Consider the following 16582-nt stretch of genomic DNA (forward strand, 5'->3'; position numbering starts at 1 on the left):
TGTACGGGCGGGTGCGTTCTGCCGTTCCGCGCGGGGACTGCCGCGCTCGCCTCCGGAGCCGCCTTGCGGGGCTCCGGTGACGCGAGTCATGTCGTGTACACGTGAGGGACCGTAGCTGTGTTCGTCCGGTACGGAAAGCCCTTGCGCAGGTACTGCGTTGAACTTTTACCCCGGGCAGGACAAAGGCGTGTCCGGGCAGGCGGAATCACCCCGCGCCCCAACTCGCAGGCGAGGCACGGGGGTTCCTAGTAACTGTTGGGTTCTAGTCGCCGCCGCCGAAGGCCGCGTCGAACGACGCGCTCGGCGGGTCGAAGTCGAACCGCTTCAGCGAGGCCAGCGCCTCCGGCGCTCCCGTCAGCCGGTCCATGCCCGCGTCCTCCCACTCCACGGAGACCGGGCCCTCGTAGCCGATGGACCGCAGCATCCGGAAGACGTCCTCCCAGGGCACGTCGCCGTGCCCCGCGGAGACGAAGTCCCAGCCGCGCCGGGGATCGCCCCACGGCAGGTGGGAGCCGAGGCGCCCGTTGCGGCCGTCGAGGCGTTTACGGGCCTCCTTGCAGTCCACGTGGTAGATCCGGTCCCGGAAGTCGTAGAGGAAGCCGACCGGGTCGAGGTCCTGCCACACGAAGTGGCTCGGGTCGAAGTTCAGCCCGAATGCGGGCCGGTGGCCCACGGCCTCCAGGGCGCGGTGCGTGGTCCAGTAGTCGTACGCGATCTCGCTCGGGTGCACCTCGTGGGCGAAGCGCACGCCCTCGGCGTCGAAGACGTCCAGGATCGGGTTCCACCGCTCGGCGAAGTCCTCGTAGCCACGTTCGATCATGTGCGGCGGAACCGGCGGGAACATGGCGACCAGGTGCCAGATGGAGGACCCGGTGAAGCCGATGACGGTGTCGACTCCGAAGGCCGCCGCCGCCCGGGCGGTGTTCTTGATCTCCTCGGCGGCCCGCTGCCGGACCCCTTCCGGCTCCCCGTCACCCCAGATCCGGCCGGGCAGGATGCCCTGGTGGCGTTCGTCGATCGGGTGGTCGCAGACCCCCTGGCCCACCAGGTGGTTGGAGATGGCCCAGCACTTCAGGCCGTACTTGTCGAGCAGCTGCCGCCGCCCGTCGAGGTATCCGGGGTCCGACAGCGCTTTGTCGACCTCGAAGTGGTCACCCCAGCAGGCGAGTTCGAGTCCGTCGTAACCGAAGTCCCGGGCCAGCCGGCAGACCTCCTCCAACGGCAGGTCGGCCCACTGGCCGGTGAAGAGAGTGAAGGGACGGGGCATGCGCGGAACCTCCTAGAAGGGAACCGGGGTGTGTACGGAGTTCTTGGCTGCGCTCTCCTCGACCGCGGCGAGCACCCGCTGCACCTGGAGGCCGTCGGCGAACGACGGCACGGGGGCGCGCCCCTCGGTGATGGTGCGCACCACGTCATGGGCCTGGTGGACGAAGGTGTGCTCGTAGCCCAGACCGTGGCCCGGCGGCCACCACGCCTCCAGGTAGGGGTGCTGGGGTTCGGTGACCAGGATCCGGCGGAAGCCGGCGCTGGTGGCGGGTTCGGTGTGGTCGTGGAAGGAGAGCTCGTTGAGCCGTTCCAGGTCGAAGGCGATCGACCCGAGCTCCCCGTTGATCTCCAGGCGCAGCGCGTTCTTGCGCCCGGCGGCCATCCTGGTCGCCTCGAAGGAGGCCAGCGCTCCCGATGCCAGCCGCCCGGTGAACAGGGTCGCGTCGTCGACGGTGACCGCCCCCCGCGCGGTCCCGTCGGCGGCGCCCGTGAGCCCTGCGGCGGCACCGGCGAGCACGGGCCTCTCCCGTACGAAGGTCTCGCTCACCGCCGACACCCCGACCAGTGGCTCCCCGGCCAGGTACTGGGCGAGGTCCACGATGTGTGCCCCGAGGTCCCCCAGTGCGCCGGATCCGGCACGGTCGCGGTCCAGCCGCCAGGTGAGCGGTGACTCGGGGTCGACGAGCCAGTCCTGGAGGTAGGTGGCCCGCACGTGCCGCAGGGCTCCCAGCCTCCCGTCCTCGATCATCCTGCGGGCGTAGGTGAGGGCGGGCACCTTGCGGTAGTTGAAGCCCACGATGGCCACCTGGCCGCGGGCCGCCGCCCGCTCCGCGGCCTCCGCCATGGCCTCCGCCTCCGCGACCGTGTTGGCGAGCGGTTTCTCGCAGAGGACGTGCTTGCCCGCCTCCAGCGCGGCGATGGCGATCTCGGCGTGGCTGTCGCCGGGCGTGCAGATGTCGACCAGCTGCACGTCGTCCCGGGCGATCAGGGCGCGCCAGTCGGTCTCCGCGGCGGCCCAGCCGTGCCGGGCGGCGGCGGCCTCGACGGCCGCACGGTCGCGTCCGCAGATCGCGGCGAGAGCGGGTCGCACCGGCAGGTCGAAGACGTGTCCCGCGGTACGCCACCCCTGGGAGTGGGCGGCGCCCATGAACGCGTATCCGACCATGCCGACACCGAGCGTCGCCGTCGGCGGCGACACCTCGGTCTCCTGCTCCGTTTCTTCCCTGCGGGCCATGTGGGCTTCCTCCTCGTCGGTGGTTCGGTGGCGGCGGCGGTGCGGGATCAGCTGAAGCCCGTCGGCAGGTACTGGTCGATGTTCTCCTTGGTGACCACGGCCGAGTACAGGGTCAGCGAGGTCGGGATCTCCATCTCGGAGAGGCCCGCGATGCCCTTGCTCTGGCCGAGTGCGCGCGCCAGGTCGATCGCGGACGCGGCCATCGTGGGCGGGTAGAGCACGGTGGCCTTCAGGACGCTGTTGTCGGCCTTGATGGCGTCCATCGCGGACTTCGCGCCCGCCCCGCCGACCATGAGGAACTCGTCGCGGCCGGCCTGCTGGATGGCCCGCAGCGCGCCGACGCCCTGGTCGTCGTCGTGGTTCCACAGCGCGTCGAACTGCTTCTGCGCCTGGAGGAGCTGCGCCATCTTGGCCTGCCCGGACTCCACGGTGAAGTCGGCGGCCTGACGGGCCACCAGCTTGATGTTGGAGTAGTTCTTCAGCGCGTCGGCGAAGCCCTGGCTGCGCTGCTTGGTGAGTTCCAGGTTGTCGATGCCGGCGAGCTCGACGACCTTGGCGTTCGCCTTGTCCTTGAGCTGTTCGCCGATGTAGTGCCCGGCGTTGAGGCCCATGCCGTAGTTGTCGCCGCCGACCCAGCAGCGGTAGGCCTGCGGGGAGGCGAAGATGCGGTCCAGGTTGACGACGGGGATGCCGGCCCTCATGGCTTCCAGGCCGACCTGGGTGAGCGCCTTGCCGTCGGCGGGGAGGACGACGAGGACGTCGACCTTCTTGTTGATGAGGGTCTTGACCTGGCCGATCTGTGCGGCGGTGTCGTTGGACCCCTCGGTGATCTCCAGGGTCACCTCGGAGTACTTCTCCGCCCGCGCCTTGGCCTGGACGTTGATGGCGTTGAGCCATCCGTGGTCGGCCTGGGGTCCGGCGAAGCCGATGGTGACGGGCTTGCCGGGCTTGTCGTCGGCGGCCGGCTGATTGCTCTGCGCGGCGGCCTTCTCCTTGGGCTCGTTGCTGGTGCAGGCGGTGAGGAAGGCTCCCGCGGAGACGGCCGCGGTGCCGAAGAGCAGTCCTCTGCGGCTGGTTTCTGGCATGGCTGTCAAACCCTTCATCCGGTGCGATGCGTACGGAACAGCGGGTGGGTGATCAGTGCTCTGTCAGGCGGGGAGGACTCAGGTCTCGCCGCCGCGCAGGGTGCGGTGCTGGACGAGGACGGCGGCGACGATGATGGCGCCCTTGGCGATCTGCTGGACGTCGCTCTGCAGGTTGTTCAGGGCGAAGATGTTGGTGATCGTCGTGAAGACGAGGACCCCGAGCACGGATCCCACGATCGTGCCGCGGCCCCCGCTCAGCAGCGTGCCGCCGATGATCGCGGCCGCGATGGCGTCGAGTTCGTACAGATTGCCGTTGGTGTTCTGCCCGGAGCCGGACAGGATGATCAGCATGAAGGCGGCGATGCCGCAGCACACCCCGGACAGCAGATAGAGGTAGAGCCGCTGGCGGCGTACGTCGATGCCGGCGAGCCTGGCCGCCTCCGCGTTGCCTCCGATGGCGACCGTACGGCGTCCGAACGTGGTGCGGTTCAGGATGAGCCAGCCGATGACGGTGACGCCGGCGAAGCCCAGGACCAGCGGCGGGATGCCCAGGACGTACGAGTCGGGCAGGCCCAGGTCCAGGACGGACTGGACGGTGACGATCTGCGTCTTGCCGTCGGTGATCAACAGGGCGAGACCACGGGCCGACGCGAGCATGGCGAGCGTCGCGATGAAGGGCACCATCCGCCCGTAGGCGATGAGGACCCCGTTGACGAGCCCGGCGGCGAGGCCGACGATCACCGCGGTGAAGAGGATGCCGGCGAAGCCGAAGTCCTGGGTGGCGAGCGTGGTGGCCCAGACGGACGCGAGGGCGACCATCGCGCCGACCGAGAGGTCGATGCCGCCGCCGATGATGACCAGGGTCATGCCGACGGTGACGACCCCGATGACGGAGGACTGGGTCAGGATCAGCTGGAGGTTCCCGGTGTCCAGGAACGCGTCGGGCTCGGTGATGCCGCCGACGACCGCCAGGACGGCGAGTACGCCGAGCAGCGAGAGGTTGCGGACATCGGCGCGCAGGCCGAGTGCGCGCGCGCCCCCGCCCTGCTTCGAGGGCGGCTCGGCCACGGGGCCGGTCGCGGTCCCCTTCCCGGGCCCCTGGTGCTGCGCCGACGGCGCGGGCTGTGTCATGACGTCGGGCTCCCTTCCATGACGAGGTCGAGGACACGGTGCTCGTCGAGCTCCCTGGCATCGGCCGTGTGCACGACACGGCCCTCCCGGAGCACCAGCACCCGGTCGGCGAGGCCCAGCACTTCGGGCACTTCGCTGGAGACGAGCAGAACGGCGAGGCCTTCGTCGGCCAGCCGGCGGATCACGGCGTACAGCTCGGCGCGGGCGCCGACGTCCACGCCGCGGGTCGGTTCGTCGAGCAGCAGGATCCGGCAGCCGCGCAGCAGCCAGCGGGCCAGGACCGCCTTCTGCTGGTTGCCGCCGGAGAGCGTGCGGACGGCGGCGTCCGGAAGGTCGGGCCGCAGGGAGAGCTCCCGGGTCGCGGTCCTGGCCGCGGTGCGCTCGGCGCTCCGGTCGAGCCAGCCGCCCCGGGCGAAGCGGGACAGGGAGGAGATCGAGACGTTGCGGGTGACGGATTCCGTCAACAGCAGGGCCTGCGCCTTGCGTTCCTCGGGCGCGAGGCCGATTCCCGCGGCCACGGCGGCGCGGACGCTTCCGGCGCGCAGCGGTGTGCCGTCGACGAGGACGCGGCCGGCGGTCGGCTTGCGGGCCCCGTAGACGGTCTCCAGGATCTCGGAGCGCCCGGAGCCGACGAGACCGGCGAGGCCGACGATCTCCCCGGGCATGAGTTCCAGGTCGACGGGCTCGAACTCCCCCTTGCGGCAGAGGCCTTCGACCTTCAGCACGGGTTCGGCCGTGGCTCGCGCGCCGGGGGCGGGGCGCTCCGGGAAGACGAACTCGACGTTGCGTCCGGTCATCATGGCAACGATGTCGTTCGTCGGGGTGGAGTGGGCGGGAAGCCCGACGGCGACGGCCCTGCCGTCCTTGAGCACCGTCACCCGGTCGCCGATGCGGCGGATCTCCTCCAGCCGGTGCGAGATGTAGACGACGGCCACCCCGTCGGCGGTGAGCCCGTCGACGATGCGGAAGAGGTTGTCGACCTCGTCGGGGTCCAGCGCCGCTGACGGCTCGTCCATCACGATGAGGCGTACGTCGTGGGAGAGCGCCCGTGCCATGGAGACGATCTGCTGGTGGGCGGCGGACAGGTCGCCGACCAGGCGGCCCGGGTCGATCTCGGGGTGGCCGAGACGCTTCAGGAGCGCGGCGGCCGTCGTACGGGCCTCCCGGGTCCTGACGACGAATCCCGCACTGGTGGGTTCGTGCCCGAGGAAGACGTTCTCCGCGACCGACAGGCCCTCGACCAGGTCGAGTTCCTGGTAGATGGTGGCGATCCCCAGCCGCATCGCGGCGATCGGCGAGGACAGCTGTACGGGCTCGCCACGCCAGGTGATGGCGCCGTCGTCGGGCTGGTGGGCCCCGGCCAGCACCTTGATGAGGGTGGACTTGCCCGCGCCGTTCTGGCCGAGGAGGCAGTGGACTTCACCGGCCAGGACCTCCAGGTCCACGCCGTCGAGGGCGCGTACACCGGGGAACGACTTGGTGATGCCGGACATCGTGAGCAGGGGTGGTTCTGGTGCCATGACGAATCCCCTCGGCGAGTGGGTTCTCCCCTGCTCGGGCGTGCCGAGAGACCGGGGAAGGCCGGTGAGCGGGCAGGGCGCAGTGCCGGCGGTGCCGTACTGCTGACGGAACTGCTGGGTGGTACAGCGGTGTTCGTGCGGTGCGGTACTGCTGTGTGCTCGTGCGGTGCTGCGGCTCGTACGGTGCTGTGCGCTCGTGCTGTGTGCTCGTGCTGTGCGGTCCTGCGGGTGGAGCTCGGGACAGGCTGCTTACTCGGGTGACGGAGGAACACGTGCCGAACGGCACGCCGGCCCGTGCATCAGGCCGGCGAGAACAGGTGGTCGCTGATGAGCCTGGCCGCGCCGGTCACTCCGGCGACGGGCCCCAGCTCACCGAGGACGATGGGGAGATTGCCCGTGGCCAGCGGCAGGGACTGCCGGTAGACCTGGGTACGGACGCTGGCCAGCAGATTGTGGCCGAGCCCGGTCACCCCGCCGCCGATCACGACGAGGCCCGGGTTGAAGAAGCTGACGAGCCCGGCGATGACCTGGCCGACCCGGTTCCCGCCCTCGCGGATCAGGTCCAGCGCCGTGGGGTCTCCGGCCGCCGCGGCGGCGGCCACGTCGACGGCCGAGAGCGTTCCGGCCGCTTCCAGGCGGGATGCCAGCTCCGGGGACCGGCCGCCGCGGGCGGCGTCCTCGGCGTCGCGGGCGAGGGCCGCGCCGCTGAAGTGGGCCTCCAGGCAGCCCTTGTTGCCGCAGGCGCAGGCGCGCCCGTCGGGTTCCACCTGAATGTGGCCGATGTCGCCGGCGCTGCCCGTCGTGCCGCGGTAGACCTCTCCGCCCACCACGATGCCGCAGCCGATGCCCGTACCGATCTTGACGCAGAGGAAGTCGCCCACGGAACGGGCGACGCCCGCGTGCTGCTCCCCCAGCGCCATCAGGTTCACGTCGTTGTCCACCATGACGGGGCAGCCCAGTTCCTGGCTGAGCGCCTCGCGGACCGGGAAGCCGTCCCATCCGGGCATGATCGGCGGAGCGACCGGTACCCCCTCGGGGAAACGGACGGGCCCCGGTACGCCGATGCCGGCGCCGTCGAAGCCCTCGGCGAGCCCGGAGGCACGGAGCTTGGCCGCCATCGTCAGCACCTGGTCGAAGACGGCGACGGGCCCCTCCCGTACGTCCATCGGGTGGTTGAGGTGGCCGAGGACCTCCAACTCGGCGTTGGTGACGGCCACATCGATGGAGGTGGCGCCGATGTCGACGCCGAGGAAGCGCAGTCCGGGCGCGAGCCGGATGTTGTGGGAGCGGCGTCCGCCCCGGGAGGCGGCGAGCCCGTCGGCGACGACGAGCCCGGTCTCCAGGAGCCGGTCCACCTCGACGGCCAGCTTGGAACGCGAGAGGTCGACCTGATCGCCCAGCTGTGCGCGGGAGTTGGGCCCTCCGTCACGCAGCAGCCGGAGCAGTCGCGCCTGGTGCGTGTTCGCGGGTCGTGCCGTCATACGTCTCACGCGTCCCTCCCCGCCACATCGGCCAGTCCGTCGGGCTTTCGAGGGGAACGTAGCAGCGGTTTACCCGAGTGGGAAGAAGTTGCGCATGAATCGGCCCCAACTTTCTCCACACTCAGGACAAAGATGTGCCCCCGGGGCGGCGGGTCCCGGAGCCGGCGAGCGGCCGGCGCTCCGCGCCGAGGGCACGCGAAAGAGGCCGGGGCGCTCCGCCCCGGCCTCCGGTGTGCCGTCGATCAGCCCTGCTCGCGCCGGTGGTACGTCTGGCGCGTGTGCTCGGTGTGCGCCCGCATGATCTCGGTCGCGCGCTGTTCGTCCCTGGAGGCGATCGCGGCGATCAGCTCCCGGTGCTCGATCCAGGACTGGGTGCCGCGCTGACGGGCCACGGGCGTGTAGTACCACCGGACCCGGCGGTCGACCTGGCCGGCGAGTTCGGACAGGACGACGTTGCCCGCCAGTTCCATGACCTTGGCGTGGAACGCGGCGTTCGTGGCGACGGCGAGGTCCACGTCGTCGGCGGCGACGGCCCGTTCCCCCTTGGAGCAGAGCTCCTCCAGGGCCTCGATGCCCGGCCGCCCGGAGTGCGCGGCGGCCAGCCGGGCGGCCTCGGCCTCCAGCAGGGTGCGCACCGAGAGCAGCTGGTCGGCCTCCTCCTCGGTGGGCTCGTGGACGAACGCGCCCTGCGCGGGGCGGAGATCGACCCACCCCTCGGTGTTCAGCCGCTGGAGCGCCTCACGCACCGGCTGCCGCGACACCCCCAGGTGCCCGGCGAGTTCGCTCTCGACGAGATGCTGGCCGGGGCTGAGGGCGCGCGTGGTGATCAGCTCCAGGAGCGCCTCGTAGACACGCTCGCGCAACGGCCCCGGCCGCTCCAGCTTCGGCACCGTTCCTTGCGGCAGTCCTGCGGACAACATCGCGGTCCCCCTCCGAGCGCCCGGGCATTGCTTATCGTCTACAGTCTACCGAGCACAATGCCACGGCGGGGGGCTCGGAGGCTATCGGGTGCCCCTCATGGGCAGCGGATCACCTGGCCCGCGTACGAAAGATTGCCGCCGAAGCCGAAGAGCAGGACCGGCTGACCGCTCTCGACCTCGCCGCGCTCCACCAGTTTGGACAGGGCCATCGGGATCGACGCGGCCGAGGTGTTGCCCGAGTCCACCACGTCCCGGGCGATGACGGCGTTGACCGCGCCGATCTTGCGGGCGACGGGTTCGATGATCCTCAGGTTGGCCTGATGCAGTACCACCGCGGCCAGTTCCTCGGGCGTGACCCCGGCCCGTTCGCAGACCGTGCGGGCGATCGGCGGCAGCTGTGTGGTGGCCCAGCGGTAGACGGACTGCCCCTCCTGCGCGAACCGCGGGGGCGTTCCCTCGATCCGTACGGCGTTGCCCATCTCCGGCACCGAGCCCCACAGGACAGGGCCGATCCCGGGCCTGTCGCCCCCGTCGGGGTCGGCGGTGACCACGGCGGCCCCGGCGCCGTCGCCCATCAGGACGCAGGTGGAGCGGTCCGTCCAGTCGACGATGTCGCCCATCTTGTCGGCGCCGATGACGAGGGCGCGGGTGGCGGCTCCCGCCCGGATCGCGTGGTCGGCGGTGGCCAGCGCGTGGGTGAACCCGGAGCAGACGACGTTGATGTCCATCACGGCCGGCGAGCCCATGCCCAGGCGGGCGGCGACCCGGGCGGACATGCTCGGCGAGCGGTCGATGGCCGTGGACGTGGCGACGAGGACCATGTCGATGTCCGCGGGCTGGAGTCCGGCCGAGGCGAGGGCCTTGGCCGCGGCGTGCGCCGCCAGCTCGTCCACGGGTTCGTCCGGGCCGCCCACGTGCCGGGTCCTGATGCCGACCCGACTGGTGATCCACTCGTCGCTGGTGTCGACCATGGCCGCCAGGTCGTCGTTGGTGAGGACCTTGGCGGGCTGATGGTGGCCGAGCGCCACGACACGTGAGCCGGTCATGTACGGGTTCCCCTCGCTACGTTTGGCAGGAACTAACCAGTCTTGGTTGCTACCGACCGGTACAGGGGCACCTGATCCCACAGGAATACGGGCCCGAGGTTGGAGCGTCTCGAACAGCTCCCCGGGAACTCTCGCCGACACTCCGGCGTCCCCCGCCGGAAACGCGGACGGACGAGGCACACGCTGTCACGAGTATTGACCCTCTCCGAAGGCATACTGTAGACAATATTCTGTCGACTTGACACCCTCGCTCGGTCCTCTCACCGAACGGAGAGCCCCGTGAAAGTCGCAGTTGTCGGCGCCGGAGCCATCGGCGCCTATGTCGGGGCCGCGCTCCACCGCGCGGGCGCCGACGTCCATCTCATCGCCCGGGGCCCGCATCTGGCGGCCATGCGCCGCGACGGTGTGCGCGTGCTCAGCCCGCGCGGTGACTTCACCGCACGGCCCGCCGCCACCGACGACCCGTCGGACGTCGGGCCCGTCGACTACGTGTTCCTCGGCCTCAAGGCCCACTCGTACGCGGCGTCGGGACCGCTGGTCCATCCGCTGATGCACAGCGGCACCGCGGTGATCGCCGCCCAGAACGGCATCCCCTGGTGGTACTTCCACGGCCTGCCCGGCCCCTACACCGGCCGCCGTCTCGACAGCGTCGACCCGGCGGGCGCGGTGAGCGCCACGCTGCCACCCGAACGCGCCATCGGATGCGTCGTCTACGCCGCCACCGAGATCGAGGCACCCGGCGTCGTACGCCACCTGGAGGGCACCCGGTTCGCCATCGGCGAGCCGGACCGCACGGTGTCCCGGCGCTGTCTGGACTTCAGTGAGGCCATGGTCGCGGGCGGACTCAAGTGCCCCGTGGAGTCCGACCTGCGCAACGACATCTGGATCAAACTGCTCGGCAACATCTCCTTCAACCCGATCAGCGCGCTGGCCCGCGCCACCATGGGCCAGATCTGCCGCCATCCGGAGACCCGCGCACTCGTGGAGTCGATGATGCGCGAGACCCTCGACGTGGCGGCGGCCGTCGGCTGCCGCCCCGAGATCTCCGTGGAGCGGCGCATCGCGGGCGCGGAGCGCGTCGGCGACCACAGGACATCCACCCTCCAGGACCTGGAGAAGGGCAAACCCCTCGAACTCGACGTGCTGCTCGCGGCCGTCGTCGAGCTGGCCGGACTGGCCGGGACGCCCGTACCGACGCTGCGCGCCGTGCACGCGCTCGCGGATCTCCTCGCCACCACGTCCCCGGCACCAGCACCGGCAGGGAGCGCAGTATGAAGACCGAACGCACGGGCGGCAGGACCCGCAGGGGCCGGCAGCAGAAGACGTACGAACGCCTCACCCACCCCCTCGTACGCGGGGAGGACGGCGCACTGCGCCGGGCGAGCTGGGACGAGGCGCTCGCCCGGGCCGCCGCCGGGTTCCGGCGGACCAGGGAGGCGTACGGTCCCGACGCCTTCGCGATGCTCTCCTGCGCCCGGGCCACCAACGAGATGAACTACGTGGCGCAGAAGTTCACCCGGGTCGTGATGGGCACCAACAACGTCGACTCCTGCAACCGCACCTGTCACGCCCCGAGCGTCGCGGGCCTCTCGGCCGCCTTCGGCTCCGGCGGCGGCACATCGTCGTACGAGGAGGTGGAGCACACCGACCTCATCGTGATGTGGGGCTCCAACGCCCGTTTCGCGCACCCGATCTTCTTCCACCACGTACTCAAGGGCATCCGCAACGGCGCCCGGATGCACGCGGTCGACCCGCGCCGCACCTCGACCGCGGAGTGGGCGGAGAGCTGGCTCGGCCTCAACGTCGGCACGGACATCCCGCTCGCCCACGCCATCGGCCGCGAGATCATCCACGCGGGGCTGGTCAACCGGGCTTTCGTGGACCGCGCGACCACCGGGTACGAGGAGTACGCGGCACTCGTCGAACCCTGGACCCTGACGGCCGCCGAGAAGGTGACCGGAGTCCCCGCGGAGGCGATCCGCGGCCTCGCCCACGCCTATGCCACGGCCGAACGCGCCCAGCTCTGCTGGACCCTGGGCATCACCGAGCACCACAACGGCACCGACAACGTCCGCGCGCTGATCAACCTCTGCCTGCTCACCGGCCATGTCGGGCGGTACGGCTCCGGGGTCCAGCCGCTGCGCGGGCAGAACAACGTGCAGGGCGGTGGCGACATGGGCGCCATCCCCAACAAGCTGCCCGGCTTCCAGGACATCCTCGACCCGCCGGTCCGGCAGAAGTTCGAGCGGTCCTGGGACACCGTCATCCAGCCCCGCCACGGCAAGACCCTCACCCAGATGTTCGAGGCCATGGAGACCGGCGAACTGCGGGCGGTGTACTGCATCGGGGAGAACCCGGCGCAGTCGGAGGCCGACAGCGACCAGGCCGTACGACGGCTGGAGGCACTCGACCATCTGGTGGTGCAGGACATCTTCCTCACCAGGACCGCCCAGTTGGCCGATGTCGTCCTGCCGGCCACCGCCGCCTGGGCCGAGACCGACGGCACGACGACCAACAGCGAACGGCGCGTCCAGCGGGTCCGGGCCGCGCTCGTGCCGCCCGGCGAGGCCCGGGAGGACATCGACATCATCTGCGCGATGGCGGAACGGCTCGGCCACGACTGGAAGTTCGAGGACGCCGAGGCCGTCTGGAACGAACTGCGCTCCCTCTCCCCGGACCACTTCGGGATGACGTACGAACGGCTCGCGGAGCACCAGGGGCTGCAATGGCCCTGCCCCGACACGGAGAAGCTGCCCTCCAGCTTCCTGCACGCGAGGCTCTGGGAGACCGATCCGGTGCGGCGCGGCCCGGCTGCCCCCTTCGGCCTGGTGCAGCACGATCCGCCGGTCGACCTCACCGACGAGTCCTATCCGCTGCGGCTCACGACGGGACGACGCCTGGACTCGTACAACACCGGCGTCCAGAGCGGGAGTTACGCATCACCGTTACGCAGGGGCGAGTACATCGAGCTCTGCCCGGAGGACGCGGAGTCCTACGGCGTGACGGTCGGCGAGGAGGTACGGGTCTCGTCCCGCCGGGGCAGCGTCACCGCCCCGGTCTGGATCGACCCGGGGCTCAGGCCGGGCCTCGCCTTCATGACGATGCACTTCCCGGACGAGGTCGACACCAACCAGCTGACCATCGAGGCGAACTGCCCGATCGCCGGCACCGCCGAGTTCAAGGCCTCCGCCGTACGGATAGAGAAGCTGGTGCCGGCATGGACCTGAAGTACACCGACGCGGCCCCGTCCGATGCCGAACGAGAGGCGGTGGACGCCCTGTTGGGTCCCCCGCCGTCCGGCTGGGAGGGTGCCGCCGAGCGTTCGGACGAGGATCTGCGGTGGGCGAGGGGCGGCGCGGCGGCGGCCAGGGACCGGCGCGACCAGCTGCTGCCCGCACTGCACGCGGTGAACGACCGCGTGGGCTGGATCAGCGAGGGCGCCCTGGACTACATCTGCCGACGGCTGACGGTGGCCCCGGCGGAGGCGTACGGAGTGGCCACCTTCTACGCCATGTTCTCGGTGCGCCCCCGCCCGGCGAAGGTGCTCCACGTCTGCACGGACCTGGCCTGCGCGGCCCGTGGCTCGGCGGCGGTCTGTGCGGACCTGACCGAGCGCCTGGGCCCGGCGGGCACCTCGGCCGAGGGCACGGTCTGGCAGGAGAGCCCCTGCCTGGGCCTGTGCGAACGGGCCCCGGCAGCCCTGCTGCTGCGGGCTGGGGCTGATCCGGCAGATACAGCCCCTCCGGCGTTCGAGGAGCGGGGGTCCGGGGGCGGAGCCCTCGGGGCCCGGGCGGAGCCCGCCACCACCACCCGCCATTCCGCCGTGATCGCCCCCGCCACCGCGCCCAGCCTCGTCACAGCCACCCGCACCCCCGAATCCGCCCCGGCCGAACCCCCGCCCACCGCAGCCGTCCCCCAGGCCGGCGACCCCGCCCTCGTCCTCCTCGGACGCATCGGCACCGTCGACCCCGCGTCCCTGGACGACTACCGCTCCACCGGCGGCTACACCGCCCTGCGCCGCGCCTTCACGCTCGGCCCGGCGGGCGTGATCCGCGAGGTGCTGGACGCCGGGCTCGTCGGCCGGGGCGGCGCCGCGTTCCCGACGGGCCGCAAGTGGCAGGCCACCGCCCAGCAGGCCGACGGCCCGCACTACCTCGTGTGCAACGCGGACGAGAGCGAGCCCGGCACGTTCAAGGACCGGGTGCTGATGGAGGGCGACCCGTACGCCCTGGTCGAGGCCATGACGATCGCCGGGTACGCCGTCGGCGCCCACCAGGGCTACCTCTATCTGCGTGGCGAGTACCCCCGCGCGTACGAACGCCTCGCCCACGCACTGACGAGCGCGCGCACCCGTGGACTGCTCGGCCCCGACGTCCTCGGCCAGGGGTACGCCTTCGACATCGAGATCCGGCGCGGCGCGGGCGCCTACATCTGCGGCGAGGAGACCGCGATCTTCAACTCGATCGAGGGGCAGCGCGGCGAGCCCCGCTCCAAACCGCCGTTCCCGGTGGAGAAGGGCCTCTTCGGCAAGCCGACGGCGGTCAACAACGTGGAGACCCTCGTCAACGTGCTGCCGATCCTGGAGCGCGGGGCCGCCGCGTACGCCGCGACCGGCACGGAGACGTCCACCGGCACCAAGCTGTTCTGCGTCTCCGGGCAGGTGGCCCGCCCCGGGATCTACGAGCTCCCCTTCGGCGCGAGCCTCCGGGAGCTGCTCGACCTGGCGGGCCCGCCCGAGCGGCTGCGGGCCGTACTGCTCGGCGGGGCCGCCGGCGGCTTCGTGCGCCCCGACGAACTGGACGTCCCGCTCACCTTCGAGGGCACCCGCGCCGCGGGGACGACGCTCGGTTCGGGGGTGGTCCTGGTGCTGGACGATTCGGTGGAGCTGCCTCGCGTGCTGCTGCGCATCGCCGAGTTCTTCCGCGACGAGTCGTGCGGGCAGTGCGTGCCCTGCCGGGTGGGCACGGTCCGCCAGGAGGAGGCCCTGCACCGGATCGTGGACCGTACGGGCGCCGGGGCGGCCGAGGACATCGCACTCATGAGAGAGGTGGGGCAGGCCATGCGGGACGCCTCGATCTGCGGTCTCGGCCAGACCGCGTGGAACGCCGTGGAGTCCGCGATCGACCGTCTGGGGGTCTACAAGTGACCGCTGTTCCGCTACAGCCGCCGCGCCGTCTCGTCCCGTTCACCCTGGACGGCGAGGAGACCCGGGTGCCGGAGGGATCGACGATCCTGGACGCGTGCAGGGCTGCGGGCAAGGACATCCCGACGCTCTGCCAGGGGGACACGCTCACCCCGAAGAACGCCTGCCGGGTGTGTGTGGTCGAGGTCGAGGGCTCCCGCACACTGGCCCCGGCCTGCTCCCGGCGCGCCGAGCCGGGCATGACGGTCCGTACGGACACGGAGCGGGCCCGGCACAGCCGGAAGGTGGTGCTGGAGCTGCTGGCCTCGTCGACGGATCTGTCGACGACGCCCCGGGCCGAGGAATGGATCAAGGAGTACGAGGCGAAGCCCGGCCGCTTCGGCGCGGACGCCGCCCGGATGAACGAACAGCCGAAGATCGACAACGAGCTGTACGTCCGCGACTACGACAAGTGCATCCTCTGCTACAAGTGCGTCGACGCCTGCGGGGAGCAGTGGCAGAACACCTTCGCCATCGCCGTGGCGGGGCGCGGTTTCGACGCCCGTATCTCCACCGAGCACGATGCCGCGCTCCCCGACTCGGCCTGTGTCTTCTGCGGGAACTGCATCGAGGTGTGCCCGACCGGCGCGCTCTCGTTCAGCACGGAGTTCGGCATGCGGGCTGCGGGCACCTGGGACGAGGCGGCCCAGACGCGGACGACGACGGTCTGCGCGTACTGCGGCGTGGGCTGCAACGTGACCCTCCATGTGCAGGAGAACGAGATCGTCAAGGTCACCTCGCCGCACGACAACCCGGTGACCCATGGCAACCTCTGTATCAAGGGCCGTTTCGGCTTCCAACACGTACAGAATCGGGATTGACGGCTATGGGACGGGTCACCGAGCGTCGCCGCACCATCCGCATCAGGGACGGGGCGGTCACGACCCGCCCCGACACCCTCGTCGCCGAGGAGCCGCTGGAGATCCGGCTCAACGGCAGGCCGCTCGCCATCACGATGCGGACGCCGGGCGACGACTTCGCGCTGGCGGCGGGGTTCCTGGTGAGCGAGGGCGTGGTCGGCGAGGGCTCCGAGGTGCAGTCGATCGTGTACTGCGCCGGGGCGACGGCCGACGGGGTGAACACGTACAACGTGGTGGACGTGAAGCTCGCCCCGGGTGTGGTGGTCCCCGACATCACCCTCGAACGCAACGTGTACACCACCTCGTCCTGCGGACTGTGCGGCAAGGCGAGCCTCGACGCCGTACGCACCACGACCCGCCATCCCGTCGCCGACACTCCCCCGGTCCGGGTGACGCCCGCCCTGCTCTCCGCCCTCCCCGACCGGCTGCGCGAGGCGCAGCGGGTGTTCGACCGGACCGGGGGCCTGCACGCCGCGGCGCTGTTCTCCCCGGAGGGCGAGCTGCTCGACATCCGGGAGGACGTCGGCCGGCACAACGCGGTCGACAAGCTCGTGGGCCGCGCCCTCACCGACGACCGTCTGCCGCTCTCGCAGGCGATCCTGCTGGTGTCGGGGCGCGCCTCCTTCGAACTGGCGCAGAAGGCGGTGATGGCGGGGATCCCGATGCTGGCCGCGGTCTCGGCGCCGTCGTCGCTGGCCGTGGACCTGGCGGCCGAGAGCGGACTGACCCTCGTCGGCTTCCTGCGGGGCGCGTCCATGAACGTGTACGCGGGTGACCACCGCATCGCCCTGGAGGCGACGGTGGGCCGGGGCTGAACCGCGCCCCGCCCGCTGCACGGGGCAGGGGTCCGGCCGACG

At 71.2% G+C, this 16582-nt stretch carries 13 protein-coding genes; 5 read left to right on the top strand and 8 right to left on the bottom strand.

The genetic code is table 11. The features are described from left to right. Positions 1-262 precede the first annotated feature (262 nt). The 8 genes from ACZ607_RS05650 to ACZ607_RS05685 all read right to left on the bottom strand — a co-directional run bounded on the left by ACZ607_RS05650 (position 263) and on the right by ACZ607_RS05685 (position 9683). Entirely contained in the window at positions 263-1267 is a 1005-nt protein-coding gene (locus ACZ607_RS05650) for a sugar phosphate isomerase/epimerase family protein (protein WP_469732077.1), read from the bottom strand. A 12-nt stretch (positions 1268-1279) separates the two neighbouring features. Continuing rightward, positions 1280-2500 (bottom strand): Gfo/Idh/MocA family protein, encoded by a 1221-nt coding sequence (locus ACZ607_RS05655; RefSeq protein WP_469732078.1) that lies wholly within the window; start codon positions 2498-2500, stop codon positions 1280-1282. 47 nt (positions 2501-2547) lie between these two features. Then, a complete protein-coding gene (locus ACZ607_RS05660) occupies positions 2548-3585 on the bottom strand; it encodes a substrate-binding domain-containing protein (RefSeq protein ID WP_469732080.1) in 1038 nt (345 codons plus the stop codon). A 78-nt stretch (positions 3586-3663) separates the two neighbouring features. Then, the gene (locus ACZ607_RS05665) at positions 3664-4716 is read right to left on the bottom strand and encodes an ABC transporter permease (RefSeq protein ID WP_469732081.1); all 1053 of its coding nucleotides are present in this window, start codon (positions 4714-4716) and stop codon (positions 3664-3666) included. Next, complete coding sequence (locus tag ACZ607_RS05670) at positions 4713-6236, bottom strand: sugar ABC transporter ATP-binding protein (RefSeq protein WP_469732082.1); 1524 nt, start codon at positions 6234-6236, stop codon at positions 4713-4715. Before ACZ607_RS05670 ends, ACZ607_RS05665 begins: the two co-directional genes overlap by 4 nt. 299 nt (positions 6237-6535) lie before the next feature. Next, on the bottom strand, positions 6536-7717 hold the full coding sequence (locus tag ACZ607_RS05675; RefSeq protein ID WP_469732084.1) for an ROK family transcriptional regulator: 1182 nt from the start codon (positions 7715-7717) through the stop codon (positions 6536-6538). Between the two features lie 242 nt (positions 7718-7959). Then, a complete protein-coding gene (locus tag ACZ607_RS05680) occupies positions 7960-8637 on the bottom strand; it encodes a GntR family transcriptional regulator (protein ID WP_099175306.1) in 678 nt (225 codons plus the stop codon). Positions 8638-8732: 95 nt separating this feature from the next. Beyond that, complete coding sequence (locus ACZ607_RS05685) at positions 8733-9683, bottom strand: beta-ketoacyl-ACP synthase III (protein ID WP_469732086.1); 951 nt, start codon at positions 9681-9683, stop codon at positions 8733-8735. A 225-nt stretch (positions 9684-9908) separates the two neighbouring features. On the opposite strand from ACZ607_RS05685, the gene ACZ607_RS05690 reads away from it, so the two are divergent. The 5 genes from ACZ607_RS05690 to fdhD are packed head-to-tail and all read left to right on the top strand — an operon-like array spanning position 9909 to position 16540. Further along, positions 9909-10958 (top strand): 2-dehydropantoate 2-reductase, encoded by a 1050-nt coding sequence (locus ACZ607_RS05690; RefSeq protein ID WP_469733398.1) that lies wholly within the window; start codon positions 9909-9911, stop codon positions 10956-10958. Beyond that, on the top strand, positions 10955-12910 hold the full coding sequence (locus ACZ607_RS05695; RefSeq protein WP_469732088.1) for a molybdopterin oxidoreductase family protein: 1956 nt from the start codon (positions 10955-10957) through the stop codon (positions 12908-12910). Before ACZ607_RS05690 ends, ACZ607_RS05695 begins: the two co-directional genes overlap by 4 nt. After that, complete coding sequence (locus tag ACZ607_RS05700; protein WP_469732090.1) at positions 12901-14829, top strand: NAD(P)H-dependent oxidoreductase subunit E; 1929 nt, start codon at positions 12901-12903, stop codon at positions 14827-14829. Before ACZ607_RS05695 ends, ACZ607_RS05700 begins: the two co-directional genes overlap by 10 nt. Continuing rightward, a complete protein-coding gene (locus tag ACZ607_RS05705; RefSeq protein ID WP_360360999.1) occupies positions 14826-15686 on the top strand; it encodes a 2Fe-2S iron-sulfur cluster-binding protein in 861 nt (286 codons plus the stop codon). The genes ACZ607_RS05700 and ACZ607_RS05705 overlap by 4 nt, the downstream gene beginning before the upstream one ends. 5 nt (positions 15687-15691) lie before the next feature. Beyond that, the gene (gene fdhD, locus ACZ607_RS05710) at positions 15692-16540 is read left to right on the top strand and encodes a formate dehydrogenase accessory sulfurtransferase FdhD (RefSeq protein WP_469732092.1); all 849 of its coding nucleotides are present in this window, start codon (positions 15692-15694) and stop codon (positions 16538-16540) included. Positions 16541-16582: the final 42 nt, after the last annotated feature.

Source organism: Streptomyces sp. NPDC104381 (assembly GCF_055583745.1).